This is a genomic window from Kocuria rosea, from assembly GCF_023715525.1.
Classification (GTDB): Bacteria; Actinomycetota; Actinomycetes; order Actinomycetales; family Micrococcaceae; genus Kocuria; species Kocuria rosea_A.
The window spans coordinates 1-25,246 of sequence record NZ_JAMBOG010000013.1 but is presented as its reverse complement, the minus strand read 5'-3'; the positions used below and the strand labels follow the sequence as shown (position 1 = coordinate 25,246).

General features: G+C 73.6%; 26 protein-coding genes. 13 read left to right on the top strand and 13 right to left on the bottom strand.

Annotated elements, in window-relative coordinates:
* Positions 1–6: 6 nt before the first annotated feature.
* Positions 7–324, top strand: a complete 318-nt coding sequence (locus M3185_RS10700; protein WP_251333665.1) for an ArsR/SmtB family transcription factor — start codon at positions 7–9, stop codon at positions 322–324.
* 37 nt (positions 325–361) lie between these two features.
* Here the strand turns inward: M3185_RS10700 and M3185_RS10695 are convergent, their stop codons facing one another.
* On the bottom strand, positions 362–694 hold the full coding sequence (locus M3185_RS10695) for a glutaredoxin domain-containing protein (protein WP_251333664.1): 333 nt from the start codon (positions 692–694) through the stop codon (positions 362–364).
* 445 nt (positions 695–1,139) lie between these two features.
* Here M3185_RS10695 and M3185_RS10690 point away from each other — a divergent pair, with 445 nt between their 5' ends.
* On the top strand, positions 1,140–1,976 hold the full coding sequence (locus tag M3185_RS10690) for a phosphatase PAP2 family protein (protein WP_251333663.1): 837 nt from the start codon (positions 1,140–1,142) through the stop codon (positions 1,974–1,976).
* A gap of 30 nt (positions 1,977–2,006) precedes the next feature.
* Here the strand turns inward: M3185_RS10690 and M3185_RS10685 are convergent, their stop codons facing one another.
* The 6 genes from M3185_RS10685 to M3185_RS10660 form a co-directional block, all read right to left on the bottom strand.
* The gene (locus M3185_RS10685; protein WP_251333662.1) at positions 2,007–4,229 is read right to left on the bottom strand and encodes an MMPL family transporter; all 2,223 of its coding nucleotides are present in this window, start codon (positions 4,227–4,229) and stop codon (positions 2,007–2,009) included.
* 108 nt (positions 4,230–4,337) lie between these two features.
* Complete coding sequence (locus tag M3185_RS10680) at positions 4,338–4,727, bottom strand: universal stress protein (protein WP_251333661.1); 390 nt, start codon at positions 4,725–4,727, stop codon at positions 4,338–4,340.
* Positions 4,728–4,758: 31 nt separating this feature from the next.
* Positions 4,759–6,225, bottom strand: coding sequence for an APC family permease (locus tag M3185_RS10675; protein WP_251333660.1), 1,467 nt, complete (start codon positions 6,223–6,225; stop codon positions 4,759–4,761).
* 518 nt (positions 6,226–6,743) lie between these two features.
* Complete coding sequence (locus tag M3185_RS10670) at positions 6,744–8,270, bottom strand: peptide MFS transporter (RefSeq protein ID WP_251333659.1); 1,527 nt, start codon at positions 8,268–8,270, stop codon at positions 6,744–6,746.
* Between the two features lie 102 nt (positions 8,271–8,372).
* Entirely contained in the window at positions 8,373–9,200 is an 828-nt protein-coding gene (locus tag M3185_RS10665; protein ID WP_251333658.1) for an aldo/keto reductase, read from the bottom strand.
* A 123-nt stretch (positions 9,201–9,323) separates the two neighbouring features.
* Entirely contained in the window at positions 9,324–10,124 is an 801-nt protein-coding gene (locus tag M3185_RS10660; protein WP_251333657.1) for an SIR2 family NAD-dependent protein deacylase, read from the bottom strand.
* A gap of 110 nt (positions 10,125–10,234) precedes the next feature.
* Between M3185_RS10660 and M3185_RS10655 the strand changes: the two genes are divergently transcribed.
* Positions 10,235–10,594, top strand: a complete 360-nt coding sequence (locus M3185_RS10655; RefSeq protein ID WP_251333656.1) for a hypothetical protein — start codon at positions 10,235–10,237, stop codon at positions 10,592–10,594.
* A gap of 46 nt (positions 10,595–10,640) precedes the next feature.
* Positions 10,641–11,336, top strand: coding sequence for an MOSC domain-containing protein (locus tag M3185_RS10650; protein ID WP_251333655.1), 696 nt, complete (start codon positions 10,641–10,643; stop codon positions 11,334–11,336).
* 7 nt (positions 11,337–11,343) lie between these two features.
* Here M3185_RS10650 and M3185_RS10645 read toward each other — a convergent pair whose 3' ends face one another.
* On the bottom strand, positions 11,344–12,006 hold the full coding sequence (locus M3185_RS10645) for a hypothetical protein (RefSeq protein WP_251333654.1): 663 nt from the start codon (positions 12,004–12,006) through the stop codon (positions 11,344–11,346).
* 108 nt (positions 12,007–12,114) lie between these two features.
* Here M3185_RS10645 and M3185_RS10640 point away from each other — a divergent pair, with 108 nt between their 5' ends.
* From M3185_RS10640 to M3185_RS10625, 4 genes are all read left to right on the top strand, one after another.
* Positions 12,115–12,600: a MarR family winged helix-turn-helix transcriptional regulator gene (locus M3185_RS10640; RefSeq protein WP_251333653.1), complete on the top strand. Its 486-nt coding sequence runs from the start codon at positions 12,115–12,117 to the stop codon at positions 12,598–12,600.
* 65 nt (positions 12,601–12,665) lie between these two features.
* On the top strand, positions 12,666–13,118 hold the full coding sequence (locus tag M3185_RS10635) for a DoxX family protein (RefSeq protein ID WP_374238500.1): 453 nt from the start codon (positions 12,666–12,668) through the stop codon (positions 13,116–13,118).
* 132 nt (positions 13,119–13,250) lie between these two features.
* Positions 13,251–15,122 (top strand): ABC transporter ATP-binding protein, encoded by a 1,872-nt coding sequence (locus tag M3185_RS10630; protein ID WP_374238497.1) that lies wholly within the window; start codon positions 13,251–13,253, stop codon positions 15,120–15,122.
* Between the two features lie 3 nt (positions 15,123–15,125).
* Positions 15,126–15,722 carry a DUF421 domain-containing protein gene (locus M3185_RS10625; RefSeq protein ID WP_251333651.1) on the top strand — a complete coding sequence of 199 codons (597 nt, stop codon included), beginning with the start codon at positions 15,126–15,128 and terminating at the stop codon, positions 15,720–15,722.
* A 30-nt stretch (positions 15,723–15,752) separates the two neighbouring features.
* Here M3185_RS10625 and M3185_RS10620 read toward each other — a convergent pair whose 3' ends face one another.
* The gene (locus M3185_RS10620; protein WP_251333650.1) at positions 15,753–16,316 is read right to left on the bottom strand and encodes a DinB family protein; all 564 of its coding nucleotides are present in this window, start codon (positions 16,314–16,316) and stop codon (positions 15,753–15,755) included.
* Between the two features lie 174 nt (positions 16,317–16,490).
* On the opposite strand from M3185_RS10620, the gene M3185_RS10615 reads away from it, so the two are divergent.
* Positions 16,491–17,579, top strand: coding sequence for a LacI family DNA-binding transcriptional regulator (locus M3185_RS10615; protein ID WP_251333649.1), 1,089 nt, complete (start codon positions 16,491–16,493; stop codon positions 17,577–17,579).
* Positions 17,580–17,649: 70 nt separating this feature from the next.
* On the opposite strand, the gene M3185_RS10610 is transcribed toward M3185_RS10615, so the two are convergent.
* Positions 17,650–18,663, bottom strand: a complete 1,014-nt coding sequence (locus M3185_RS10610) for a zinc-dependent alcohol dehydrogenase (RefSeq protein WP_251333648.1) — start codon at positions 18,661–18,663, stop codon at positions 17,650–17,652.
* Positions 18,664–18,835: 172 nt separating this feature from the next.
* Here M3185_RS10610 and araB point away from each other — a divergent pair, with 172 nt between their 5' ends.
* The 4 genes from araB to M3185_RS10590 are packed head-to-tail and all read left to right on the top strand — an operon-like array spanning position 18,836 to position 23,791.
* A complete protein-coding gene (gene araB, locus M3185_RS10605) occupies positions 18,836–20,596 on the top strand; it encodes a ribulokinase (protein ID WP_251333647.1) in 1,761 nt (586 codons plus the stop codon).
* Positions 20,593–21,324, top strand: coding sequence for an L-ribulose-5-phosphate 4-epimerase (locus M3185_RS10600; protein WP_251333646.1), 732 nt, complete (start codon positions 20,593–20,595; stop codon positions 21,322–21,324). Before araB ends, M3185_RS10600 begins: the two co-directional genes overlap by 4 nt.
* On the top strand, positions 21,321–22,829 hold the full coding sequence (araA, locus tag M3185_RS10595; RefSeq protein WP_251333645.1) for an L-arabinose isomerase: 1,509 nt from the start codon (positions 21,321–21,323) through the stop codon (positions 22,827–22,829). The genes M3185_RS10600 and araA overlap by 4 nt, the downstream gene beginning before the upstream one ends.
* The gene (locus M3185_RS10590) at positions 22,826–23,791 is read left to right on the top strand and encodes an aldose-1-epimerase (protein ID WP_251333644.1); all 966 of its coding nucleotides are present in this window, start codon (positions 22,826–22,828) and stop codon (positions 23,789–23,791) included. Before araA ends, M3185_RS10590 begins: the two co-directional genes overlap by 4 nt.
* Before the next feature lie 6 nt (positions 23,792–23,797).
* Here M3185_RS10590 and M3185_RS10585 read toward each other — a convergent pair whose 3' ends face one another.
* The 3 genes from M3185_RS10585 to M3185_RS10575 form a co-directional block, all read right to left on the bottom strand.
* Positions 23,798–24,034, bottom strand: coding sequence for a DUF6953 family protein (locus tag M3185_RS10585; RefSeq protein ID WP_251333643.1), 237 nt, complete (start codon positions 24,032–24,034; stop codon positions 23,798–23,800).
* Positions 24,035–24,097: 63 nt separating this feature from the next.
* Positions 24,098–24,844 carry an SDR family NAD(P)-dependent oxidoreductase gene (locus M3185_RS10580; RefSeq protein WP_251333642.1) on the bottom strand — a complete coding sequence of 249 codons (747 nt, stop codon included), beginning with the start codon at positions 24,842–24,844 and terminating at the stop codon, positions 24,098–24,100.
* A gap of 209 nt (positions 24,845–25,053) precedes the next feature.
* Positions 25,054–25,246: hypothetical protein (locus M3185_RS10575; RefSeq protein WP_251333641.1), on the bottom strand; the 193-nt coding region annotated here is incomplete at its 5' end.

Genomic DNA, 25,246 nt, shown 5'->3' with positions numbered 1-25,246 from the left:
GAATGCATGTCCTCCCCGTGCTGCGCACTGACCGAGCGCCCCCTGACCGCCGACGAGGCCGGGCGGCTCGCCGGAGTGCTCAAGGCGCTTGCCGATCCCACGCGCCTGCGCCTGCTCTCCCACGTGGCGGCGCAGGGGTGCGAGGCCGTGTGCGTGTGCCACCTGGTGGACGACCTCGGCATCAGCCAGCCCACGGTGAGCCACCACATGAAGAAGCTCGTGGACGCCGGTCTGGTCACCCGTGAGCAGCGGGGCAGGTGGGCGCACTACAGCCTGGTCCCGGCGGTCTTCGCGGAGCTGGCGGCGTTGCTGGACCTGGGCTGACGCGGCCCGCCGGCTCCTCGGCCTGCCGGGCCCGCGCTCAGCGGGCCTTTCGGGCGTGGTCGATCAGACCCCTGGTCGCGGCGACCGCCTCCGGGGAGGCTGCGACGAAGTGCTCCGTGCCGGCGACCACGGTGGGCACGGTGGCGTTGCCGTCGTTGAGCGACTCCACGAACGCGAGGGCGTCTTGGTCCTCCCAGATGTTGGTCCAGGTGGCGCTGTCGGCGTCCTCGCCCAGTCCGTGCTCGAGCATGCTGCAGAACGGGCAGCCGGGGCGCCAGTAGATCGCCACGCCTCCCTGCTCCACGTGCCGCACGGCATCGGCGTGGGACGCGGACGGCCGGGTCCTGCGGGACGGGTCCTTCTTGAACACGGGTTCTCCTCCACTGCTTGCGGGATCCACCGACCGGGGGTGCGGCCGGGTGCGGTGGCCGCACAGTCTAGCGCCCTCCCCCGCAAGGTCCCGTCCCCCGGCCCCGGGACAGGGGAGCCGGCTCCGGGAGCCGGTTCCAGCACCGGCGTGAGGCCCGGAAGGAGGTCAAATCCCCATCATGAGGTTGATCTGCCGCTGGCTTCGCCACCTGTTCCACGTGAAACTCCTCAGCGACGCGAGCAATCAGCCTTTTGCCGTTGATCGAGGCCGCCGCCGACGTATTCGGCCGGGTCCCGTCACACAGGGGTCCGAGCTGTCCCCGCTTCCGCCCACATGCTTCATGATTTGTCATTCTTTGTATCGATTCGGCGAAAATTCCCCCAACCCCCTTGGCAACGCCCCTCCGGACCGCTCCGGCAACGTGGCGTGTGTCATGGTGGAGCACATGGCACTACCGGCGCAGTACTCTTCCCCCCGGCCGGCCCGTTCCACCTGGTCCCTGCCCCAGTTGCACCAGTGGCTGGTCGTCCCGTTCATCGTCGTGCTCGTCACGGCGACCGTGGGCCGCCTGCTCGTGTACTCCCCCGGGACGGCGGCCCAGGAGACCGAGGTCCTGCAACGGCTCCAGGCGGCGCACGTCGGCGTCCTGGACGCCCTCGCCCTCGTCCTCCACCACGCGTTCTCGACCCCGGGGGCGCTCGCGATCATCGCGGCGCTCACCGCGTGGCTCGCCCGGGCACGCCGCCGTCCGTGGGACGCCGCCGGCTTCGCCGTGACCGCGCTCAGCGGGTGGGCCGCCGTTGCGATGGTCAAGGTCGCCGTGGGCCGTCCCCGCCCGGACGCGTCCGCGTTCGCCGATCCCCTGGTCCTGGTGGACGGCCTCACGTCCTTCCCGTCGGGGCACACGGGGGCGGCGGTGGCGATCGGGGCGGCCTTCTGCCTGGCCGTGCGGGGATCCCTCGCCGCTCCCGTCGTGCTCGTCGCCGGCCTGGTGACCGCGGTGCTCGTGGGGCTGTCCCGGGTCTACCTGGGCGTGCACTATCCGCTCGATGTCCTCGCCTCGTTCCCCGTCGCGTGGGCCGGGCTCGCGGTGGGCTGCGGGCTCGCCAACACCGTCGTGCCCGCGCTCGCCTACGGCTTCGGCTGGCGCCAGGAGGGCGCCGGGTTCGTGGCGCCCGACGCCGGCGACGACGCGCAGGACGGTGCGCCCGCCGAGGAGGCGCATCCCGTCACGGCGCACGTGCCGGTCGTCGCCCGGCACTCCGGTCACCACGCCGCCTGAGCCCGGCCCCGGGTCCTCCCGGGGTCCGGCTCAGGGCTCGATCCGCCGGTGGAAGGGCCACCAGACGGCCCGCCCGACGTCGTAGGTCAGGGCGGGCACCAGCAGGGAGCGCACGATCAGCGCGTCGAGCAGCACGCCGAACGCCACGATGAACGCCAGCTGCACCAGGAACATGATGGGGATGACGGCCAGCGCCGCGAAGGTCGCCGCCAGCACGATCCCCGCCGAGGTGATCACCCCGCCCGTGAGGGCCAGGCCCCGCAGGATCCCGGCGCAGGTGCCGTGGGAGAGCGACTCCTCGCGCACGCGCGACATGAGGAAGATGTTGTAGTCGATCCCCAGCGCCACGAGGAACACGAACCCGAACAGCGGCACCGACGGGTCGGCTCCCGGCAGGTCCAGCAGGTGCTCGAAGACGAGCGCCGAGACCCCGAGCGCCGTGAAGAACGAGACCACGGTGGTGAGGACCAGCAGGACCGGGGCCAGCACCGAGCGCAGCAGCAGCATCAGGATCAGGGTGATCACCACGAGGATCACCGGGATGATCAGGGTGCGGTCCTGGATCGAGGTCTCGTTGGTGTCGATGGTCGTGGCGGTCGTGCCGCCCACGAGGATCTCCCGGTCCAGCGCGGACAGGTTCTCGCGCAGCTGCCGCACGGTGGCCTCGGCCTCGGGGGAGTCCGCGGCGTCCTCGAGGGTGGCCCGCAGCTGGTACCGGCCCTGCGCCTCGGTCGGCTCGACGCCCGCGAACGGGCCCACCGCGGCGTCGCCGAGCGGCACGGTGCCGGACGGGGAACCGCCGGCGACGGCGGAGACGTCGGCCACCCCGCCGGTGGCCTCGACCGCCTCCACGGCCGCGTCCAGCTCCTCGGTGGGCACCATCACGACGGCGGGACTGCCCGAGCCGCCGGGGAAGTGCTCCGCGAGGGCCTGCTGGCCGTCGCGGGCCTCGGACTCGCCGAGCACGAGCTCGCTCTGCTCCACGCCGGAGGCCTGGAACTGGGTGCTGAACCCGGCGAGGATCAGCAGCACCAGCGTGGTCACGACCCAGATGGCGCGCGGGGCCCGCGCCACGAACCGGGCCACGGAGGCCCACAGGCCCCGGCCCTCGACCGTCGGACGGCCGTCCGCCCCGTGGTCGACGACGCGCACGCGCTCGGCCTTCCCCGGGTCGTACCGGGGGCGGAAGGGCCAGAAGGCGCCGCGCCCGGTCGCGTGGAGCACGGCGGGCAGGAAGGTCAGCGCCGCGAGGATCGACATGACGATGCCGACCGAGGCCACGGGGCCCAGCGCCTTGTTGGAGGCGAGGTCGGACAGCAGCAGGCACAGCAGGCCCGCGATCACCGTGGCGCCGGAGGCGATGATCGGCTCCGCCGAGCCCTTCAGCGCCGCCCGCGTCGCGTCCCCGCGGTGCCGGTGGCGGAACAGGGCGTCCCGGTAGCGGGCGGTGTAGAGCAGGGAGTAGTCGGTGGCCGCGCCGACCACGAGGATGAAGAGGATGCCCTGGACCTGTCCGCTGATCCGCACGACGTCGTTGGCGGCGAGCCAGTACACCAGCAGGATCGCGGCGCTCAGCGCGAAGACCGAGGTCAGCAGCACGAGCACCGGCAGCACGGGGGAGCGGTAGACGACGAGCAGGATCACGAACACCACGGCCAGGGCGACCCCCAGCAGCAGACCGTCGATGCCGGCGAAGCCGGCGACGAGGTCGGCCGTGAAGCCGGCGGGTCCGGTGACGTAGCTCTCCAGCCCCTCCGGGATGCCCTCCTCGAGCTGGGCGGACAGGGCCTCGACGTCGTCGACGACCTCGCCGTCCGGCAGGGGCACGACGACCGAGAGGGCCTGGCCGTCCTCGGAGGGCAGGGGCGGGGAGGTCTCGCCCTCCGCCAGGCCCGCCTCCTGGACCGCCGCGGTGAGCTCCTGGGCCCAGGCCCGGTCCTCGGCGGTGAGCCCGCCCTCCCGGACCAGGAGGACGATGGCGGGGATGGCGTCCGAGTCCCGGAACGCGCCCTGCAGCTCCGCGACGCGGGTGGACTCCGTGGACTCGGGCAGGAAGCTCGACTGGTCGTTCGTGGAGACCTCGGAGATCTTCCCGAAGTACGGCCCGCCGATCCCGGCCACGGCCAGCCAGCCCACGATCAGCAGTGCCGGGAGCAGCACCCGCAGCCACCGGCGGCCGCGGGACGGCCGCGGAGGTTCCGGGGCGTCCGCCCACGGGGCGGGCCGGGAGCCGGCGGGTGCGGTGGAGGGCATGGCGGGGCCTTTCCGGGCGGTGGAGCGGCGCAGCGGCCGACGCGTCCCGAGGCTGCCGGGATCCGGCCCCAGTCTAATAGTTCGAAAACAGAACTAACAGGACCCGGCTCAGTCGTAGATCGCCTTGACGCACAGCACGGGGCAGGGACTCTCCAGCAGCACGCGCTGGGCCGTGCTCGCCGTGATGATCTTCCCGACCGGGGAGCGCCGGCGGATGCCCAGGACGATGAGCTCGGCGTCGTGCTCGCGGGCGGTGTCGAGGATGACGTCCGCCGGGTCGCTGTCGTGGTCGGGCTCCCGCAGCACGTAGCGCACCCCCGAACGGGCGAGCTTGTCCTGCTCGACGTCGATGTCCGCGACGACCTCCTGCGACTGGTGGCGCCGCGGCCGCGGCTGGACCACCACGAGGTCCGTGCTGCGGCGCTCGGCCTCGAGGATCGCGGCGTCCAGGGCCGCGTGTCCGGGGGCGGTGGGCATGTATCCGACGACGACGGTCACGGGATCTCCTCGGGTGCGGCGGGGGCGGGGGTCAGCGGTTGCCGAGGTGCGGGTCGCGGCCCTCGGGCTCGTCCTCCAGGCGGGCGAGGTCCTCGGGGTTCTCGAAGCGCACCTTGCGGCCCAGGAACAGGCGGTCGTAGATGAAGTTGAGGATCCACAGGCCCAGGCCGATGGCCAGCAGCACCGCCGCGATCTGGTACTCGATGACGTCCTGGGCCCAGGGGCCCACCAGGAAGGCGCACGTGAGCGCGCCGAGGTAGGGCAGGACCCGGGGCGCGTGGAAGTAGTCGTGGGTGGGCGTGGTGTCCCGGCGCAGGATGATCGCCGCGATGTTGACGATGGTGAACACCCCGAGGAGCAGGAGGGCGGTGGTGCCGCCGAGGGCGCTCGCGGTGCCCTTGCCGAGGATGTTGTTGATCGCGATGATCAGGCCCATCGCCAGGACGGTGGTGAAGATGATCGCCGACCACGGGGTCCGGCGGACGGGCAGCACGTAGCCCAGGAAGTCGGGGAGCACGCCCTGCCGGGCCATGCCGTAGAGCAGGCGCGAGGCCATGAGCATGTTGATCAGCGCGGTGTTGGCCACGGCGAAGATCGTCAGGAAGGGATAGATGGTGTCGATCGGGATGTTCGGCGCCCCGGTCTTGACCATGTCCAGCAGCGGGGTGGTGGACTCGCCGAGCACGCCGATGGGCACCACCGCCACGGTGAAGATCGAGACCAGCATGTAGACGGCGCCCGTGAGCCCCAGGCCGAAGAGCATCACGCGGGGGAAGTCCCGGCTGGGGTTCTTGGTCTCCTCGACCATGTTGACCGAGTCCTCGAAGCCCACGAAGGAGAAGAAGGCCAGCGAGGTGACCGCCGTCAGCGCGAGGAAGAGGCCCTTGTCCTCGGAGGTCTCGAAGACCATCGTCTGGCTGAAGTCGGCCTTGCCCTGGAACGCCGCCCAGAAGCCCACGAGGATCACGATGAGCAGACCGGTCAGCTCCACGCAGGTGAGCACCACGTTGAACGCCAGGCCCTCGGTCACGCCCCGGACGTTGATCGCGGCCAGCACGGCGATGAAGAGCACCGCGATCACCGTGATGCCCGTGGTGCCGACGTCGAGCCCGAAGCCGCGGGCGAAGTTGGAGGCCACGGCCGAGGCGGCCGTCGAGGCCGACGTCAGGCCTGAGCTGAGCACGGCGAAAGTCACGAGGAACGTGACGAAGTGGACCCCGAAGGCCTTGTGCGTGTACAGGGCGGCCCCGGACGCCCCGGGGTACTTCGTCACGAGCTCCAGGTAGGAGAACGCGGTGATGGTCGCGACCACGAACGCCACGAGGATCGGCGCCCAGGCCGCGCCGCCGATCTCGCCCGCGATGTTGCCGGTGAGGGCGTACACGCCGGTGCCGAGGATGTCGCCCACGATGAACAGCAGGAGCAGGCCGGGGCCCATGACCCGCTTGAGCTCGGGCTGATGACCCGCCCGGGTGGTCGGTTGCGCGGACTGGGCCATGGGATACCTCGCATCGGTCAGGTCGGGTGGACGTGCGCCGGGTCGGACAGTGACGGTGCTCTCAGCCTATGCCAAGGTTCGGGCCCGACCCAGGGGGACGGGCGGCCACGGCCTCCCCGGCCGGGAGACGTGACCTCGTCGGCGCGCCGTTGCGCCCTGTCCTCCCTCGCCGTGGCGTTCGTGGCCGCCGGCGCAGGCCTCCGGGCGCCACCCGGGGACGGCGCTCACCCGGACGTTCTCGGGGCGGCTCGTGCGGGGCCCGCGCGAGGGGGTCCTCGCGCGCTGCACGAACATGTCGCCCACGGCATGTGTCCAGGTGGATCAGCGGTCGGAGCCCGTCCGGGCGACTGCGGCGGGAGGTCTGGACCCGGAGGCGATCGGCCTGTGGGCCGGTCCGTCCTCCGCGGCCGAGCGGGAGGTCCCCGCGGCCGCGGTGGTGCGGGAGATGGTTCCCGGCACGGCCCGGGACGAGGCCGGCCCCCTCCGCGGCGTGCCGGGGCGGAGGGGGCCGGGGGGGATCAGCGGACGCCGCGCATCCAGCGGGTCACGGGCCGGGCCAGCAGCAGCAGGACCGCGCCGATCGCGATGGTCACCGCGCCGAGCACCCCGAAGTAGGCGCCCTCGGTCCGCTCGCTGTAGAACACGGCGAGCGATCCGGACAGCGCCGTGCCCAGGGCCACCGACAGGTAGTTCAGCGCCACCATCAGCACGGGGTACGCCCGCGGGGCGAGCTTGGTGGACAGGGACAGGCCCACCGGGGAGACCAGCAGCTCGCCGAGCGTGGCGACGAGGAGGATCAGCGCGATCCACAGCACGGGCACCGCGCCCACGCCCACCATGGGCAAAAAGACGAGGAACGCCGAGCCCATGAGCATGATGCCGAGACCGAACTTGGTGGGGGTCGAGGGCTGCCGCGCGCCCAGGCGGGTCCACAGGGCCGCGAACACGGGGGCGAAGACGATGATGAAGAACGGGTTGAAGGACTGCACCCACGAGATGGGCATGGTCCAGTCGCCGAGCGCCCGGTCCAGGCGGGTGTCCGAGTAGATCGTCACCACGGTGAACTGCTGCTGGAACAGGGCGAAGAACGCGGCCGAGCCGATGAACATCGGGATGAAGGACCGCACGCGGGAGCGCTCGTCGTCGTCGACCTTCCTGCTGGTGAGCAGGACGGTGAACAGGGCCACGGCCGCCACGACGGTGACGACCACGACGACGTTCGCGAGGTTGTCCGCGGTGAGCAGGCCCGTGAGGACGGCCACGACGACGACGGCGACCGCGGCTGCGGCGATCCCGGCCCACTTCCCGTACTGGTCGCGGGGCAGGGGGTTGGGCACGTGGTGGACCTCGCCGGGGAGGTTCCTGCGGTTGAGCGCGTACTGCGTCAGGCCCAGGGCCATGCCGATCGCGGCGAGGCCGAAGCCGAGATGGAAGCCCCAGGTCTGCTGGGCCCAGCCGGTGAGCAGCGGGCCGAGCAGGCCCCCGATGTTGACGCCCATGTAGAAGATCGAGAAGCCGGCGTCGCGGCGGGGGTCGTGGCGGTCGTAGAGGGAGCCCACGAGGCTGGTGATCGTGGTCTTGAGCCCGCCGGAGCCGATCGCGATGAGGATCAGGCCGGTGGCCAGGCCCGGGACCGCGGGGATCAGGGCGAGGCAGACGTGCCCGAGCATGATGAGCACGCCGCTGAGGAACATGGTCCGCTCGGAGCCCAGGATCCGGTCGGCGACCCACCCGCCCACGATGGCGAAGAGGTAGACGGTGCCGCCGTAGGCGCCCACGATGCCGGCGGCCGTGGCCCGGTCGATGCCCAGCCCGCCGTCGGCCGTGGCGAAGTACATGTAGAGCAGAACGATGCCCTGCATGCCGTAGAAGGAGAACCGCTCCCACGTCTCCACGCTGAACAGGTTCGCCAGCATGCGCGGCTGGCCGAAGAAGGTCCTGCCGGAGGGGTTGCGGGGGTCGGTCCCGGGGGTGTCGTCGGAGGGATCGCGCGGTCGCAGGGCGCTCGTGGCGCCGTCCGTCGCGCGAGGGGTCTCGGAAGTCATGGCGTCCATGCTCCACCCGCCGCCCCGTTCCGCACCAATCGGCGGGGAGGCCGCGGTCCCGGGCGCTCCCGGGCGGTCGGTCCGCTCAGCGGCGGCCGGGGATCAGTTGAAGTCCTTCGGGTCCGTGCCGATGCGCCCGCCGTTGTCCAGGCCGTTGATCGCCTCGACGTCCTCGGGGTCGAGCCGGACCTCCAGCGCGTCGAAGTTCTCCTGGATCCGCTCGGGGGTGACGGTCTTGGGGAAGACCACGTTGCCGATGGCCAGGTGCCAGGCGATGATGGCCTGCCCGGGCGTGGCGCCGTGCTTGGCGGCGATCTCGCGGATCACCGGGTCCTGCAGCAGGTCGCCGCCCTGGCCCAGCGGGGACCACGCCTCCGTGAGTACGCCGTGGGAGGCGTTGACCTCGCGCAGCGCGGACTGGTTGAAGTAGGGGTGCAGCTCGACCTGGTTGACCACGGGCACCACGCCCGTCGCGTCGATGATCTCCTGCAGCTCCTCCTCCGGGAAGTTGGAGACGCCGATGGAGCGGGCCTTGCCGCTGTCGCGGATCTCCTGGAAGGCCTTCCAGGTCTCCAGGTACTTGCCGCGCTGCGGCGTGGGCCAGTGGATGAGGTACAGGTCGACGTAGTCGAGGCCCAGCCGCTCCAGGGAGGCGTCGATGGCCTGCAGCGCGGAGTCGTAGCCGTGGTCGTCGTTCCACAGCTTGGTGGTCACGAAGATCTCGTCGCGCGGGATGCCGCTGTTGGCGATGGCCCGGCCGACGCCCTCCTCGTTGCCGTAGATCTTGGCGGTGTCGATGTGGCGGTAGCCGACCTCGAGGGCCTTGCCGACCACGTCCTCGGCGATCTCGGAGTCGACCTGCCACACGCCGTAGCCGAACTGGGGAATGGTGTTGCCGTCGTGGAGGGTCAGGGTGGGGGACTGGGTCATGGACCGTGCCTTTCGTGGGAGGTGAGCGTGGTCCCGGGGAGCGCCTCCGGGGGACCGGTGTCCGCCGCCCAGTCTCGTCCCGCGGCCCGGACCGTGACAAGGCACCGGGGAACGGTTCAGCTCTCAGCGGGACGCGGGCTCCCCGCCGCCGCCGGGCGCGAGCCGGGGCAGGGCCCGCGCGGAGCCCGCCCGCACGGACCACGTCGCGTGCGGGGTGAGCGCGGTGTCCTCCGGGTTGACCTCGACGACGGGGATGCCGCGGCCGGCGGCGATCAGCGGCAGGGAGGCCGCCGGCTGCACGAGGCCCGACGTCCCCACGACGACCACGAGATCGGCCTGCGCCACGGCCTCCGCCGCCCGCTCCATGGCGCCCTCCGGCAGCAGCTCCCCGAACCAGACCACGCCCGGGCGCACCGGGCCGCCGCAGGCGGGACAGGCCGGCGGGCGCTCGCGGACGGGTTCGTCCAGGCCCTCCGCGCGGTCCAGGCCGAGGCCGTCCACGAGGTCGCCGGGGTACGGGGTGCCGCACGCCGAGCAGCGGAACGCGAAGAGGCTGCCGTGCAGGTGCGCCAGCACCTCGGAGCCCGCCCGCTCGTGCAGGTCGTCGACGTTCTGGGTGACGACCCGCACCCGCGCCGTGCGGGCCCAGCGGGCGAGGGCCCGGTGGCCGTCGTTGGGCCGCAGCAGCCGGACCTGCCGGGCGCGCCACAGGTACCAGGACCACACGAGCTCCGGGTCCGCCTCCCACGCCTCCGGGGTGGCCAGCTGCGCGGGCGACCACCGGTCCCACAGCCCCTTCCCGGGCTCGCGGAAGGTGGGCACCCCGCTCTCCGCCGACATGCCGGCGCCGGTGAGGACGGCCACCGTGCGGGCGGTGCGGGCGAGCTCGAGCAGGTCGGGATCCAGGCTGACCACGTCGTCCATGCCGTCCACGGTATACGCGGGGAGGGCTTCCGGGGAGTCCGCCGGGAGCCCTCCGGGAAACGGCCGGGCGCGTTGGTCGATCGACGCGCCCGCGTGATGGAATAGAGGTCATGAAGTTCAACGTCCAGCGCGTCCTGACGCCCGCCTACCTGACCTCCGTCGCCCTCGTCGTGCTCGGAGTGGTCCTCGGCCTGGCGTGGTACCCCGTCGCGGCGTGGCTGTTCGTGCTCCTCGGTCTCGCGCTCAACGCGATGGCCGTGTCCGTGACCGCGATCAACGACGCCCCCCGCACGTCCGGGCGCCGCCGTCCTTCCCTGCCGGTGCGCACGCCCCGCCCGGGGACCGCGGTGGACGAGGGATCAGGTGCCGGCCGGCCCGAGCGGCGCGAGGTCGTGGAGCCGGAGGCCGAGACGGCCGCCACCCCGGTCGTGCCGTCCGCCGGATCGAGCGCGCTCAAGCCCCGGCGCTGATCCCCCCGGCCTCGTCCGGGACCGGGTCCCCCGGTAGTCTCCCGGCATGAGCGAGAAGCGGCGGATCGGCGTGGTGGAGAGCGTCAACGTGGGCCGCGCCGAGGAGAACCCCGCACGGTCGGCCCTGCCCACGGGGATCCGCAAGCGCCCCGTCCCCGGGGCCGTGGAGCTCCGCGAGCCCGGCCCCCGTCGGGGCGGCCTCGGCTCGGGCGTGGTCGGCGACTTCATCGGCAACAGCCGGCACCACGGCGGCACGGACCAGGCGGTGTACGCGTTCGCGCGCGAGGAGCTCGACCACTGGGCGCGGGAGCTCGGCCGCGAGGTCCCCAGCGGCTCCTTCGGGGAGAACCTCACCCTTCTGGGCGCCGACGTCGACGACGCCCGGCTGGGCGACCGCTGGCGGATCGGGGACGTGCTGCTGCAGGTGACCGACGCGCGCATCCCCTGCGGAACGTTCCGCGCGGCCATGCAGGTGCGGGGGTGGCTGCGCAGGTTCACCGAGCGGGGCCGCTCGGGGGCCTACCTGAAGGTCCTGGAGCCGGGCACCGTGCGCGCGGGGATGCCGGTGGAGCTCGTGCACCGTGCCGCCCACGGGGTGGGGGTCGTGGACGCCTTCCGCGCGCAGACCACGCAGCGGGAGCGGCTGCCGGAGCTGCTGGCCGCCGGTGAGGACCTGCGCGAGCAGCTGCGGGCGAAGGCGGAGCGGGCCGCGCAGGAGCGGCGGACGCCCCTCCGGCCGTGAGCGCCGCTCAGTTCAGCGCCGCGGCGCGGTAGACCTGCTCGACCTGCGCCGCGGACAGCCGGGTCTCGATCACGGTGGTGCCCGCGGGGTCGTCGCGCAGGAAGCGCACGGGCCCGTGCGAGCCGGCCTGGAGACGGCGGGCCGCGCCGGCGTCGTAGACCGCCTCCACCGCGGTGCTGAACCCGGGCCCGCTCACCGGGCTCACGGACAGCTCGAGCCGGGCCCGGACGCGTCCGTCGTGCTGCGCATCCGCCCCCTCGGCGGCGCCCTCCCCGGGGACGGGCGCGAGCGAGAGCTCCCGCACGACGCCCACGCCGTGCACGACCACGTCCGCCAGGCGGGAGCCGAGCCGCCGCTGCGCACCCGCGAAGGCGCGCCTGAGTCGGGACACCCACCACAGGGCGGCGCCGACGAGGATCCCGGCGAGGAGCACCAGCAGCAGCGCCGAGCCCGAGCGGGACCACTGCTGCCACAGCAGCACCACGGCGAGCGCCGCCGCGAGCGGGATCGCGAGCACCAGCGCCGCGTCGAGCCGCTCGACCGGGGCGGGGCGGTCGGCGTCGTCGTCGCGCCGGGGTGCCGGGCCCGTCCGGAGCCGTTTCATCACCTGGGCGTCGAAGCCGCGGTCGTCCGCGGTGAGGGGCAGGGGCCAGGTGCCGAGGGAGTCCATGGCCCCATTATGGGCGGACCCGCAGGTGGGGCCCACCACCAGGGCTCCGGGGGCACTCCGCACGGCGGTTGTTTGAGGCGTCAAGGAACGGCTCGTAGAATTCTCCCCATGACCGAGACCCGATGGCTGTCCCCCGAGGAGCGCGAGGCCTGGCTGGCCCTCGTCTCCATCATGTTCACCCTTCCCGGCAGCATCGAGTCCCAGCTGCAGGCCGAGGCGGACCTGAGCCTCGCCGAGTACCTCGTCCTCGCGATGCTCTCCGAGGCGCCCGACCGGCGCCGGCGGATGTCGGAGCTCGCCGCCGTCACCAACACCTCGCAGTCGCGGCTCTCCCGCATCGTGGCCCGGCTCGAGCGCGACGACCTGGTGGTGCGCGCGGGCGACGCGAAGGACAAGCGCGTGGTGCTCGCCGAGATCACCCCCCGGGGCCTCGAGAAGGTCGAGGAGGTCGCCCCCGGGCACGTGGAGCACGTCCGGCGCACGGTGATGGACCGGCTCACCTCCGAGCAGGTCCGGCAGCTGGCGCTGATCGGGCGGGTCGTGGACGAGGCGGCGGGCCCCTCCGCCCTGGGGGTCGAGTCCGGCTGCGGGTGACGCGGAGCGCGCTCCCACAAAAGCTTGCGGCAGAAAGTTTTTGTTCCTACGATGGTGACATGTCCATGACACCAGTGCCCGAGCGCACCTCCTCCCCTACCGTTCCCTCCGAGCCCGCCGCCGCGACCGCGGGCCTGACCCTGCTGCGCGTCGTCCTCGGCGTCACCTTCCTCCTGCACGGCTGGCAGAAGGTCACCGAGTGGACCATCGCCGGCACCCAGGCCTCCTTCGCCCAGATGGGCGTGCCGCTGGCCGAGGTCGCGGCCCCGGCCGTCGCCGTCCTGGAGCTCCTGGGCGGCCTGCTCCTGGTCCTGGGCCTGGGCACCCGCGTGGTCGCCGCCCTCCTGGCGCTCGACATGCTCGGCGCGCTGGTGCTCGTGCACCTGCCCGGCGGCTTCTTCGCCGCCGACGGCGGGATCGAGCTCGTCCTGCTCCTGGCCGCCGCCTCCGCGCTCTTCGCCCTGGCCGGTGCCGGCCGCTGGTCGCTGGACCGGCTGATCGCCCGCCGCCGCGCCTGAGTCCTGCCGGGGGCGCCCCGTCCGGGTCCGGCGTGTCGGGCGGGGCGCGTAAGATCGACCGGGCGCGGCACCCACCACGACGGCGCCGCCGCGGTTCCAGCGCGGGTGATCCCCGCAGATCGGGGTGGCCGGATGAGCATGCAGAACTCGCCGCACATGGTCATGTGGCGCACCGTCGAGGGCCAGGGGGTCAAGGACCGCCGGCTCTCCCGGGACACCGTCCGGCGGATCGCCGCCTTCGCCACGCCGCACCGCGCCCGGCTCGTCGTCTTCCTGGTCGTCTCCGTGCTCCTGGCGGTCCTCGGCGTGGTCACCCCGCTCCTGGCCGGGGACGTGGTCAACGCCATCACCGCCGGGGACAGCGTCTCCACGGTGGTGTGGCTGGCGGCCGCCATCGCCGTGGTCGCCGTCCTGGACGCCGGGCTGGGGGTGCTCAACCGGCTGCTGTCCTCGCGGATCGGCGAGGGCCTCATCCTCGACCTGCGCACCGCCGTCTACGACCACGTCCAGCGGATGCCGATCGCCTTCTTCACCCGCACCCGCACCGGTGCGCTGGTCTCCCGCCTGAACACCGACGTCATCGGCGCGCAGCGGGCCTTCTCCAACACGCTTTCCGGCGTGGTCAGCAACGTGGTGTCGCTGCTCCTCACCGTCGTCGTCATGGTCACGATCTCCTGGCAGGTCACCGTCCTGTCGCTGCTGCTGCTGCCGATCTTCCTGGTCCCGGCCCGCGCCATGGGCGGGCGGCTGGCGGCCCTCCAGCGGGAGGCGGCCCAGCACAACGCGTCGATGTCCACCCAGATGACCGAGCGCTTCTCCGCCGGCGGCGCGACCCTGGTGAAGCTCTTCGGCCGCCCGGAGGCCGAGTCCTCGGAGTTCGCCCGCCGCGCCGGCCGCGTGCGGGACATCGGCGTGCGGGTCGCGATGCTGCAGACCACGTTCGTCACCGCCCTCACCCTCGTCTCCGCGCTGGCCCTCGCCCTGGTCTACGGCCTCGGCGGGGCGCTGGCGATCCTCGGCACCCTAAACGCGGGCGACGTCGTGACCCTCGCCCTGCTCCTCACCCGCCTCTACACGCCGCTGACCATGCTGGCCAACGCCCGGATGGACATCATGAGCGCGGTGGTCAGCTTCGAGCGGGTCTTCGAGATCCTCGACCTCGTGCCGCTGATCCAGGAGCGGCCCGGGGCCCGCCCCCTCCCGCCGGGCTCCGCGTCGGTGGAGTTCGACGACGTGCACTTCGCCTACCCCTCCGCCGAGGAGGTCTCCCTCGCCTCCCTCGAGGACGTCGCGGTGCTGGACTCCCGCGGCGGCGAGGAGGTGCTGCACGGGATCAGCTTCACCGTCCTGCCCGGGCAGACGGTGGCCCTCGTGGGCTCCTCGGGCGCCGGCAAGTCCACGATCGCCCAGCTCGTGGCCCGCCTCTACGACGTCACCTCCGGCGCCGTGCGGATCGGCGGCACCGATGTGCGGGAGACGACCTTCGCCTCGCTGCGCGGGACCATCGGCATGGTCACCCAGGACGGCCACCTCTTCCACGAGTCGATCCGGGAGAACCTCACCCTGGTGCGGCCCGACGCCACCGACGAGCAGCTGTGGGACGCGCTGACCCGCGCCCGGATGGAGCACGTGATCCGGGCTCTGCCGGACGGTCTGGACACCGTGGTGGGGGAGCGGGGCTACCGGCTCTCCGGCGGGGAGCGGCAGCGGCTGACCATCGCCCGGCTGCTGCTCGCGGCCCCGCGCGTGGTGATCCTCGACGAGGCCACCTCCGCCCTGGACTCCACCAACGAGGCCCACGTGCAGGCGGCCCTCGGCGAGGCGATGGAGGGGCGCACCGCCCTCGTCATCGCCCACCGGCTGTCCACGGTCCGCTCCGCCGACCGGATCCTCGTGGTCGAGGGCGGCCGCATCGTCGAGCAGGGCTCCCACCCCGAGCTGCTCGCGGCCGGCGGGCGCTACGCGGAGCTCTACGAGACGCAGTTCGCGGACCAGGAGGCCTGAGCCGTGCTCCCCGACGTCCTCGGCCGCCTCGGCGTGGACGCCCCCGGTGCGCTCGCCGTGGTGGCCTCCGCCGTCGGGATCTACCTCGCGTTCCTGGTGCTCGTGCGGGTCTTCGGGCAGCGGGTGCTCTCCCGGCTGTCGACGTTCGACGTGGTGGTGGCCGTGATGCTCGGCGCGGTGGCCGGGCGCGTGATCCTCGGGAGCACGCCCACGCTGGCGGCGGGCGTGCTGGGGCTGGCCACGCTGTTCCTCCTGGAGGCGCTCCTCGGGCAGCTGCGCGCCGGGGTGCGCGGGGCGGCGCTGATGAACAACCGGGCCCTGCTGCTGATGGCGGGCGGGCGGGTGCTGGAGGCCAACCTGCGCCGGGCGCACGTGGTGGAGGCCGAGCTGTTCGGGGCGCTGCGGGGCGCCGGGGTGCGCCGTCCCGACGAGGTGGCGTGCGTGGTGCTCGAGGCCTCGGGGACCCTCAGCGTGCTCAAGCGCGGCGTGCCCCTCGACCCCCGCCTGCTCGACGGCGTGCGGGACGCCCACCTGGTCCCGGCGGAGCTGCTGACGGCCGGTCCTCCCGCACCGCCTGCCCCTCGTCGGCCGGGGCGCTGAGCCCCCGGACGGCGCTTCGGGCGGGGCGGCTCAGCGGGTGTGGGCGTAGAGGTCGCGCAGCAGGGCGATCTCCGCACCGTGGTGGATCAGCTCACGGTTGACGTGCAGCACCAGGGCCAGCATCGGCAGCTCCGCGTACGCGCCCTCCGACGGTCCGCACGGGCGCGCCAGGTCCGCGTCCGACAGGGAGCGCACCCCCGACATCCAGCGCGCGTACTCACGATCGAGCTGGGCCAGCGCCTCGTCGGCGGTCCCGGCGTACGGCCAGCTCCGGTAGGAGGCCTCCGGGCCCCCGAAGTGCCCGTGGCTGCGCACCGCGAGGATCCCGACGACGACGTGCGCCGTCCGCCACGCGACGGTCGTGAACGGCGCGGGCACCGGCTCCGGCAGGGCGAAGTCCACCACGAGCTCCCCGGCGCCCGCCTGCTGGGGCGTGCGCCGCTGCGTCCGGGGGTGGACGGTCCACGCGGACCCGCCCGTGGGGTCGAAGAAGTACTCCTCGTCGCTCAGTCCCGCGAGGCGGGGCCGCAGCTGCTGGGTCCAGTGCCGGTCGATCTGGTCGATGACGGCGGCCGCGACGTCGAGGTCGGTCATGACGGGTCCTCTCCGGTCGTGTCCCGGGCGGTCCCCGGGCCTGATGCCAGTGTCCTGCCCCTGCGCTCCCGGCTCCAGCCCCGCCCGGGGCGCAGCGGACCGGCGCCGGCCGCGGAGCAGGGCGTTCGTCCCGGGCACGCCCCGCCGCGCTCCGATGAGGGGGATGATGGGGGCATGTCCCAGATCGACCAGGCCGGCGCCACGCCCCTCCTCGGCGCCGGCGAGCGCGCCCCCTCCATGATGGACGTGGCGAAGGTGGCCGGCGTCTCCCACCAGACCGTCTCCCGAGTGCTCAACGGCCACCCGAGCGTGCGCCCGGCGACCCGCCAGCGCGTCCACGCGGCGATCGACGCGCTGGGGTACCGGCGCAACGCCGTGGCCCGCGCGCTGGTGCGCAAGCGCACGGACACGATCGGCGTGGTGGCCACGGGGTCGTCCCTGCACGGCCCCCTGAGCACGCTGGTCAGCATCGAGGAGGCCGCCCGGGAGCACGAGTACTTCGTCAGCGTCGCGACGCTGCGGGACTACGGGGTCGAGTCGATGAACCGGGTGCTGGAGCACTTCCTGGCCCACGGCGTCGACGGGATCGTCGTCATCGTCCCGCACGACACCGTCGCCCACGTCATCGACCACTTCCGGGCTCCTGTGCCCATCGTGATGATCACCTCCCGGGAGGAGGGGCGGGGACGGCCCAGCTCGGCCTCGCTCTCCCGCGTCCACGTCGACCAGTACCGCGGCGCCCGGGCGGTCACGGCCCACCTGCTGGACCTCGGGCACCGGGACGTCCTCCACGTCGCCGGGCCGCAGGACTGGTTCGACGCCCGGATCCGCGTCCAGGGGTGGCGCGACGAGATGCAGGAGCGAGGTCTCGACAGCACCCGTCTGACGAGCGGCGACTGGCGGGCGTCGAGCGGGTACGCCATCGGCCTGGAGACGGCCGACCAGCTCCGGGCCGGCCACGGGCCGACCGCCGTGTTCGCCGCGAACGACGAGATGGCCCTGGGCATGCTGCGCGCCTTCTGGGAGCGCGGCGTGGAGGTTCCCGGCGAGGTCTCGGTCGCCGGCTTCGACGACGTCGCCGGCGCGGGCTACTTCACGCCGCCCCTGACGACCGTCCGGCAGCCCTTCGACGACCTCGGGCGCGCCTGCCTGCGGCGGCTGCTGGACATGATCGACGCCACGGACGCCGGGTCCCCGGACCTGGAGACCGTGCGGATCCAGCCCTCGCTCGCCATCAGGGCCAGCACCGCCGCTCCTCGCTGAGGCCGGCGGCACCGCTCGCGGCCCGTGACGGCGGGCTCTTCCAGAGCGCGGCCGGGCCCGGGAACGCGGCTCACGGCCGCTGGGGGTCGATCACGATCTTCAGGCCCTGCCGGGCGACGGCCGCCGCGAAGGCCCGGGGAGCGTCGTCCAGGGAATGGGTGGCCGACACGACGGAGCGCACGTCGATGCGCCCGGACGCCACGAGCCCCACCGTCCGGGCGTGCATCTCCTTCATGCGGCGCACGAGCACGAGGGTGAGCCCCTTGCGGCGGGCCAGGCCTGCGGGGAAGGAGCTGCGGTCGTCGTCGGGGATGCCGACCAGCAGCACGCGCGCCCCGGGCCGGGCGGCGAGCAGGGCCGTGCGCACGGTCTCGTCGCTGCCGCACACCTCGAACGACACGTCGCACCCGTCGCCGGCGATCCGCTGCCAGACCGCCGGGTCCCGCGCCTCGTCCGGCGCGAGCACGGTCCCGGCCCCGCAGCGCCGTGCGGCGGCGCGACGGTGCTCCAGTGCCTCCACCGCGATCACGCGCGCCGCCCCGCAGGCCAGGGCGAGCTGGACCAGCAGGAGCCCGAGGGGCCCGCACCCGACCACGGCGACCGTGGCGCCCGCCCGGGCGTGCGAGAGGTCCCAGGCGTGCAGGGCGACCCCGAGCGGCTCCAGCACGGCGCCGTCCGCCGCGGTCATGCCCTCCGGCAGGGGCGTCAGGAGGTCGGTGGGCCAGGCCATGAACTGCCGCAGCCCCCCGTCGAGCGTCCCGTGCCCCGAGAACTGCACCGTGGGGCACAGGTTGCGGTGGCCCTCCCGGCACAGGGCACAGCGGCCGCACGGGATCGCCGGGTCGACCGCCACGAGGCGCCCCTCGTGGGGACCGGTGACCGCGGTGCCCGCCAGCTCGTGGCCGGGCACGACGGGGCGCTCGACGACGGCGTCGCCGATGCCGCCCTGGCCGAACCAGTGCAGGTCCGAGCCGCAGAGGCCGACGGCCTCCACGCGCACGAGCGACTCCCCGGGACCGGGCACCGGGACGTCCTCCTCGGACAGGCGCACGTCCTCGATGCCGTGCAGGCGGGCCACGCGCACAGGCGTCCTCCTCTTCCGGTGGTGTCTGCCGCGCCACCGGGAGCGGGGAGGCGGACGAGAGCACTTGCACTTCCTCATGTTAGCGATAACATCTGTGGTGTCGACCACATCGGGACCGGGTGGCGGACGCGCTGCTCGTGCCAGACGAGCCGGACACAGGAAGTGGGTCGAAGTGGACCAGTCAAGTTCTCAACGAGCCGTGGTCGTCGGGGTGGACTACGGCACCCTCTCCGGTCGGGCCGTGGTGGTCCGGGTCGCGGACGGCGCGGAGCTCGGCAGCGCGGTGCACGAGTACCGTCACGCGGTGATGGACCGTGCGCTGAGCGCCCACGCCGGGGAGGCGCTGCCCCCGGACTGGGCGCTGCAGGTGCCGGCCGACTACGTCGAGGTGCTCCGGCAGGCCGTGCCGGCGGCCGTGGCGGCGGCCGGGGTGGACCCGGCCGACGTGATCGGGATCGGCACCGACTTCACGGCCTGCACCATGGTGCCCACCACGTCCGACGGGACGCCGCTGTGCGAGCTCGATCAGTTCGCCGCGCGCCCGCACGCCTACGTCAAGCTGTGGAAGCACCACGCGGCCCAGGGCCAGGCCGACCGGATCAACGCCCTGGCCCACGCCCGCGGCGAGGAGTGGATCGCCCGGTACGGCGGGTTCATCTCCTCGGAGTGGGAGTTCGCGAAGGGCCTGCAGGTGCTGGAGGAGGACCCCGAGGTCTACGCCGCGATGGAGCACTGGGTCGAGGCGGCCGACTGGATCGTGTGGCAGCTGACCGGCCGCTACGTGCGCAACGCGTGCACGGCCGGGTACAAGGGCATCTACCAGGACGGGGCCTACCCCACCGAGGACTTCCTCGCCGCCCTGAACCCCGGCTTCGCCGGGTTCGTGCGGGAGAAGGTGGAGCACGAGATCGGCCAGCTCGGCCACCGGGCGGGTACGCTCAGCGCCCGGGCCGCCGCCTGGACGGGACTGCCCGAGGGCATCGCGGTCGCCGTCGGCAACGTCGACGCCCACGTCACCGCCCCGGCCGCCGACGCCCTGGAGCCCGGGCAGATGGTGGCGATCATGGGCACCTCCACCTGCCACGTCATGAACGGGGAGACCCTGGCCGAGGTGCCGGGCATGTGCGGCGTCGTGCACGGCGGGATCGTCGAGGGCGCCTGGGGCTACGAGGCCGGCCAGTCCGGGGTGGGCGACATCTTCGGCTGGTACGCGGCCCACCAGGTGCCCGCCGAGTACGCGGACGAGGCCCGCCGGCGGGGCGTGTCCGTGCACGAGCTGCTCACGGAGAAGGCCGCCGCCCAGCAGATCGGCGAGCACGGCCTGATCGCCCTGGACTGGCACTCGGGCAACCGCTCGGTGCTGGTGGACCACGAGCTGTCCGGGCTGGTCCTGGGCCTGACCCTCACCACGCGCCCGGAGGACGTCTACCGGGCCCTGCTGGAGGCGACCGCCTTCGGCACCCGCACCATCGTGGAGGCCTTCGCCGGGGCCGGGGTGCCGGTCACCGAGCTGGTCGTGGCCGGCGGGCTGCTGAAGAACCGCTTCCTGATGCAGCTCTACGCCGACGTCACCGGCCTGCCGCTGTCGGTCATCGCCTCCGAGCAGGGCCCGGCCCTCGGCTCGGCCATCCACGCCGCCGTCGCGGCCGGGGCCCACCCCGACGTGCGGGCCGGTGCCGCGGCCATGGGGCGGCGGATCGCGGCCGCCTACACCCCGGACGAGGACGCGGCCCGCCGCTACGACGCGCTCTACGTCGAGTACCGGCAGCTCCACGACCACTTCGGCCGGGGAGGCAGCGACGTCATGCACCGGCTCAGGAGGATCCGCCGCGAGGCCCTCGCGGCGCCGGGGCGGCCCGCCCCGGGCGAGCCGGTGCCCGTGGGGACCGACGGGGCCGAGCGCGCGGCGCGCACCGCGGAGGTCGTCTCGTGAGCCCGCGACTGGCCGACCTGCCCGCCGAGGTCCAGGCCGCCGTCGCGCAGGCACGGGCCCGGGTCGCGGCCCTGCACGCCGAGCTGCCGCGCAACGAGCTGGTCGTGTGGACGGCCGGCAACGTCTCGGAGCGGGTGGCGGGCGCGGAGCTGTTCGTGATCAAGCCCTCCGGCGTCTCCTACGACGACCTCAGCGCCGAGACGATGGTCGTCTGCACCCTCGACGGGACGAAGATCGACGACGGCACCCCGGCCCGCCTGCAGCCCTCCTCGGACACCGCCGCCCACGCCTACGTCTACCGGCACATGGACGAGGTCGGGGGAGTGGTGCACACCCACTCCACCTACGCCACCGCCTGGGCCGCCCGGGGCGAGCCGGTCCCGTGCGTGCTGACGATGATGGCCGACGAGTTCGGCGGGGACATCCCCGTGGGGCCCTTCGCCCTGATCGGGGACGACTCCATCGGCCGGGGCATCGTGGAGACCCTCCGGGGGTCGCGGTCCCCGGCGGTGCTCATGGCCAACCACGGCCCCTTCACCGTCGGCAGGGACGCCCGGTCGGCCGTGAAGGCGGCCGTGCTGTGCGAGGAGGTCGCGCGGACCGTCCACATCTGCCGGCAGCTCGGCGAGCCCACCCCCATCCCGCAGACGGACATCGACCGCCTGCACGACCGCTACCAGAACGTCTACGGCCAGCCCGCCACCCAGCAGGAGGAGCAGCACGCATGAAGAACCCCTTCGACGGCAAGCAGATCTGGTTCCTCACCGGCTCCCAGGACCTCTACGGCGAGGACACCCTGCGCCAGGTGGCCGAGCAGTCCCGGACGATCGCCGCCACGCTCGACGACGCCGCCGACGTGCCCGTGCGCGTGGTGTGGAAGCCGGTGCTCAAGGACCGCGAGGCCATCCGGCGCACGGCCCTGGAGGCCAACGCCGACGACGCGTGCCTGGGGGTCGTCACCTGGATGCACACCTTCTCCCCGGCGAAGATGTGGATCCTGGGCCTCGACGCCCTGACCAAGCCGATGCTGCACCTGCACACCCAGGCCAACGTCGAGCTGCCCTGGGCGGACCTCGACATGGACTTCATGAACCTCAACCAGGCCGCCCACGGCGACCGCGAGTTCGGCTACATCGCCACCCGCCTCGGGATCGCCCGCAAGACCGTGGTGGGCCACGCCGGCCACGCGCTCGTCCAGGCGAAGATCGGCACGTGGGCGCGCGCGGCGGCGGGCTGGGCCGCCATGCAGGAGCTGCGCCTGGCCCGCTTCGGCGACAACATGCGCAACGTCGCCGTCACCGAGGGCGACAAGACCGAGGCCGAGATCCGCCTCGGGGTCTCCGTGAACACCTGGGGCGTCAACGACCTCGTCGAGGCCGTGGACGCGGCCGCCGATGCCGACGTGGACGCCCTGGTCGCCGACTACGAGCAGCTCTACGACATCGCCGAGGAGCTGTGCCCCGGCGGGGAGCGCCACGGGTCCCTGCGCTACGGCGCCCGGATCGAGCTCGGCCTGCGCGCGTTCCTCGAAGAGGGCGGGTTCGGGGCGTTCACCACCAACTTCGAGGACCTCGGCGGGCTGCGCCAGCTCCCGGGCCTGGCCGTGCAGCGGCTCATGGCCGACGGGTACGGCTTCGGCGCCGAGGGCGACTGGAAGACCGCGATCCTCGTCCGGGCCGCCAAGGTCATGGGCCACGGGCTGCCCGGCGGCGCCTCGCTCATGGAGGACTACACCTACGAGCTGACCCCGGGCAGGGAGAAGATCCTCGGCGCCCACATGCTCGAGGTCTGCCCGTCCCTCACCACGGAGCGGCCGCGGCTGGAGATCCACCCGCTGGGCATCGGCGGGCGCGAGGACCCGGTCCGGCTGGTCTTCGACACGGACCCCGGTCAGGGCGTCGTCGTGGCGATGTCCGACCTGCGCGAGCGCTTCCGGCTGACCGCCAACGTCGTCGACGTCGTCCCGCCGGACGCCGAGCTGCCCAACCTGCCCGTCGCCCGGGCCGTGTGGAGCCCCCGGCCCGGCCTGGCCACCTCGGCCGAGTGCTGGCTCACGGCCGGCGCCGCGCACCACACCGTGCTCACCACGGCCGTGGGCCTGGAGGTCTTCGAGGACCTCGCCGACATGGCCGGCGTCGAGCTCGCCGTCATCGACGAGGGGACGACGACCCGGCAGTTCGCCCGCGACCTGCGGCTCAACCACGCCTACTACAGGCTGGCCCAGGGGCTGTGAACACCGTCGTGCCCCGCCCCGGGCGCGGTCCGGGGCACGAGGAGGGGCACCACCGCGCGGTCCCCGACCGCTCGGCGAACGGCGCGGCGCACACCCTGGCCGCCGGCGAGTACCGGGCGACGGTCTTCTCCTCGGGGGCCGCCCTGGGGGCCCTGACCTGGCGCGGCACCGACCTGGTGCTGCCCGTGCCCGCCTCGGGGATCCCCGCCGCCTACGAGGGCAAGACCCTCGTGCCCTGGCCGAACCGGATCGCCGACGGCCGCTACGGCTTCGGCGGCGAGACCCACGAGCTGCCCGTCAACGAGCACGCGACGCACAGCGCCCTGCACGGCCTCGCCTGCTGGGTGGACTGGGAGGCGGTGGAGCTGAGCCCCGGCGAGGCCCGGTTCCGCACGAGCCTGCTGCCCCGGTACGGCTACCCGTTCCACCTCGTGAGCGAGGTCCGCTACCGCCTCGCCGCCGACCGCGGACTGGCCGTGGAGATCACCTCCACCAACGTCGGGGACGCCCCGGCCCCGTACGGCGCGTCCTCCCACCCCTACCTGACCTGCGGGCTCGCCCCGGTCGACGAGTGCGCCCTGCAGGTGCCGGCCGGGCGGGTCGTGACCGTGGACGAGCGGCTGCTGCCCACGGGGACGGTCCCGGTGGAGGAGGCCGGCCTCGACTTCCGGCAGGCCCGGACGGTGGGCCCCCAGCAGATCGACCACGCCTTCGGCGCTCTGCCGGACGAGGCGTGGGAGGTGGTGCTCCACCATCCCGGCACCGGGCTGTCCACCCGGCTGACGGCGGCCGCGCCCTGGCTCCAGGTCTACAGCGGTGACAAGGTGGGGCGCCGGGGCCTGGCCGTCGAGCCCATGACGTGCCCGCCCGACGCGTTCAACTCCGGCACCGACCTCCTGGTGCTGCGGCCGGGGCAGAGCCACGCGCTGAGCTTCGGGATCCGGGCCTCGGCGGACGGCTGAGGGGGCTCAGCCCCTGGCGGACCAGAAGCGGCGGTCGCGGTCCCACTGGACCGTGCCGCCGTGGGCCTTGCGGAAGGCCGCGAGGACGTCCTTGCTGATCCCGGTGTGGCCGTTCTCCAGGGTGCGGACCCACTCGGGGCCGAAGGTCTCCGGGATCTGCTCCACGGCCTGGTCCTGGGAGAGCCGTCCCTCGGTGCGGATGCGCTCGAGCATCCACTCGGCGATGTCCTGTGCGCTGGTCATCCTCCGAGCCTACGCGGCGGCTGCGCCGTGCGCCGACCCGGGGGCGGCCTCCTCCCGCGCGGCCTACCGGATGGTGTAGCCGCCGTCGACGACGAGGGTGTGGCCCGTGATGAGGGAGGCGGCGTCGCTGAGCAGGAAGGCGACGGCTCCGGCGACGTCCTCGGGCTCGCCGAAGCGCCCCGCCGGGATGCGGCCGAGCAGTTCCGCCGCCCAGTCCGGGCGGCTCAGGGTGGACTCGGTCAGCTCGGTCCGCACGAACGTGGGGGCCACGGCGTTGACGCGGATGCCGTCCCGGGCCCACTCCAGGGCCAGGAGCTTCGTGAGGTGGATCAGCCCGGCCTTGCTGGTCCCGTAGGCGGCGCGCTCCTCGATGGCCACGATCCCGGCCTGCGAGGCGACGTTGACGACCGATCCGCCGCGCCCGTCGGCCAGCCACCGGCGGGCCACGGCGGTGGTGAGGAAGAAGCTGCCCTTGAGGTTGGCGTCCATGACGGCGTCCCAGTCCTCGACCGTGACGTCGACCGCCCGCCGCGGGATGTTGATCCCCGCGTTGTTGACCAGCAGGTCGATCCCGCCCGTGTCCTGGAGCGCGTCGACGAACCCGGGGAAGGAGCCGATGTCGCCGAGGTCCAGCGGCAGCGGTGCGGTGCCGTAGCGCTCGGCGATCTGCCGCGCGGTGCCCGGGTCCCGGCTGGTCCCGTGGACCACGGCCCCCAGCTCGGCGAGGGCGTCGGCGACGGCCCGGCCGAGGCCGCGGCCCGCGCCGGTCACCAGCGCCCGGTGGCCGTCGAGGCGGCAGCCGGCCGTCATCGCCGCGCCCCCGGGCGCTCGCGGGACCGGGCCGGGACGGACGACGTGGACGATGCTTCTCGGGTCATGGGAGGAAACCTATCGGTGAGGCGGCGTGGTCGGAACGGGCCCGGGGGCGGAGCGCCGGGGCGGCGGACGGGCCTTCTGGCCGGTGCCCGTCCGCACCCCTGCTGCTCCGCCCCCGGAAACCGTGAGCGGGCCCTCGTCGGCTAGCGCGAGGAGGTCTGCCCGATGGTGGCGAGGTCGAGGTCCTTGGTCTCCGGGGCGAAGGAGACCGAGAGCATCGCGATGGCGGTGGTGGCGATGATGATGGCCACCACCACGTCCGTGCCGCCGGTCCACAGCACGATGGCTCCGGCCAGGGCGGGCATGAACCCGGCCAGCAGGATGGAGGCCATCTGG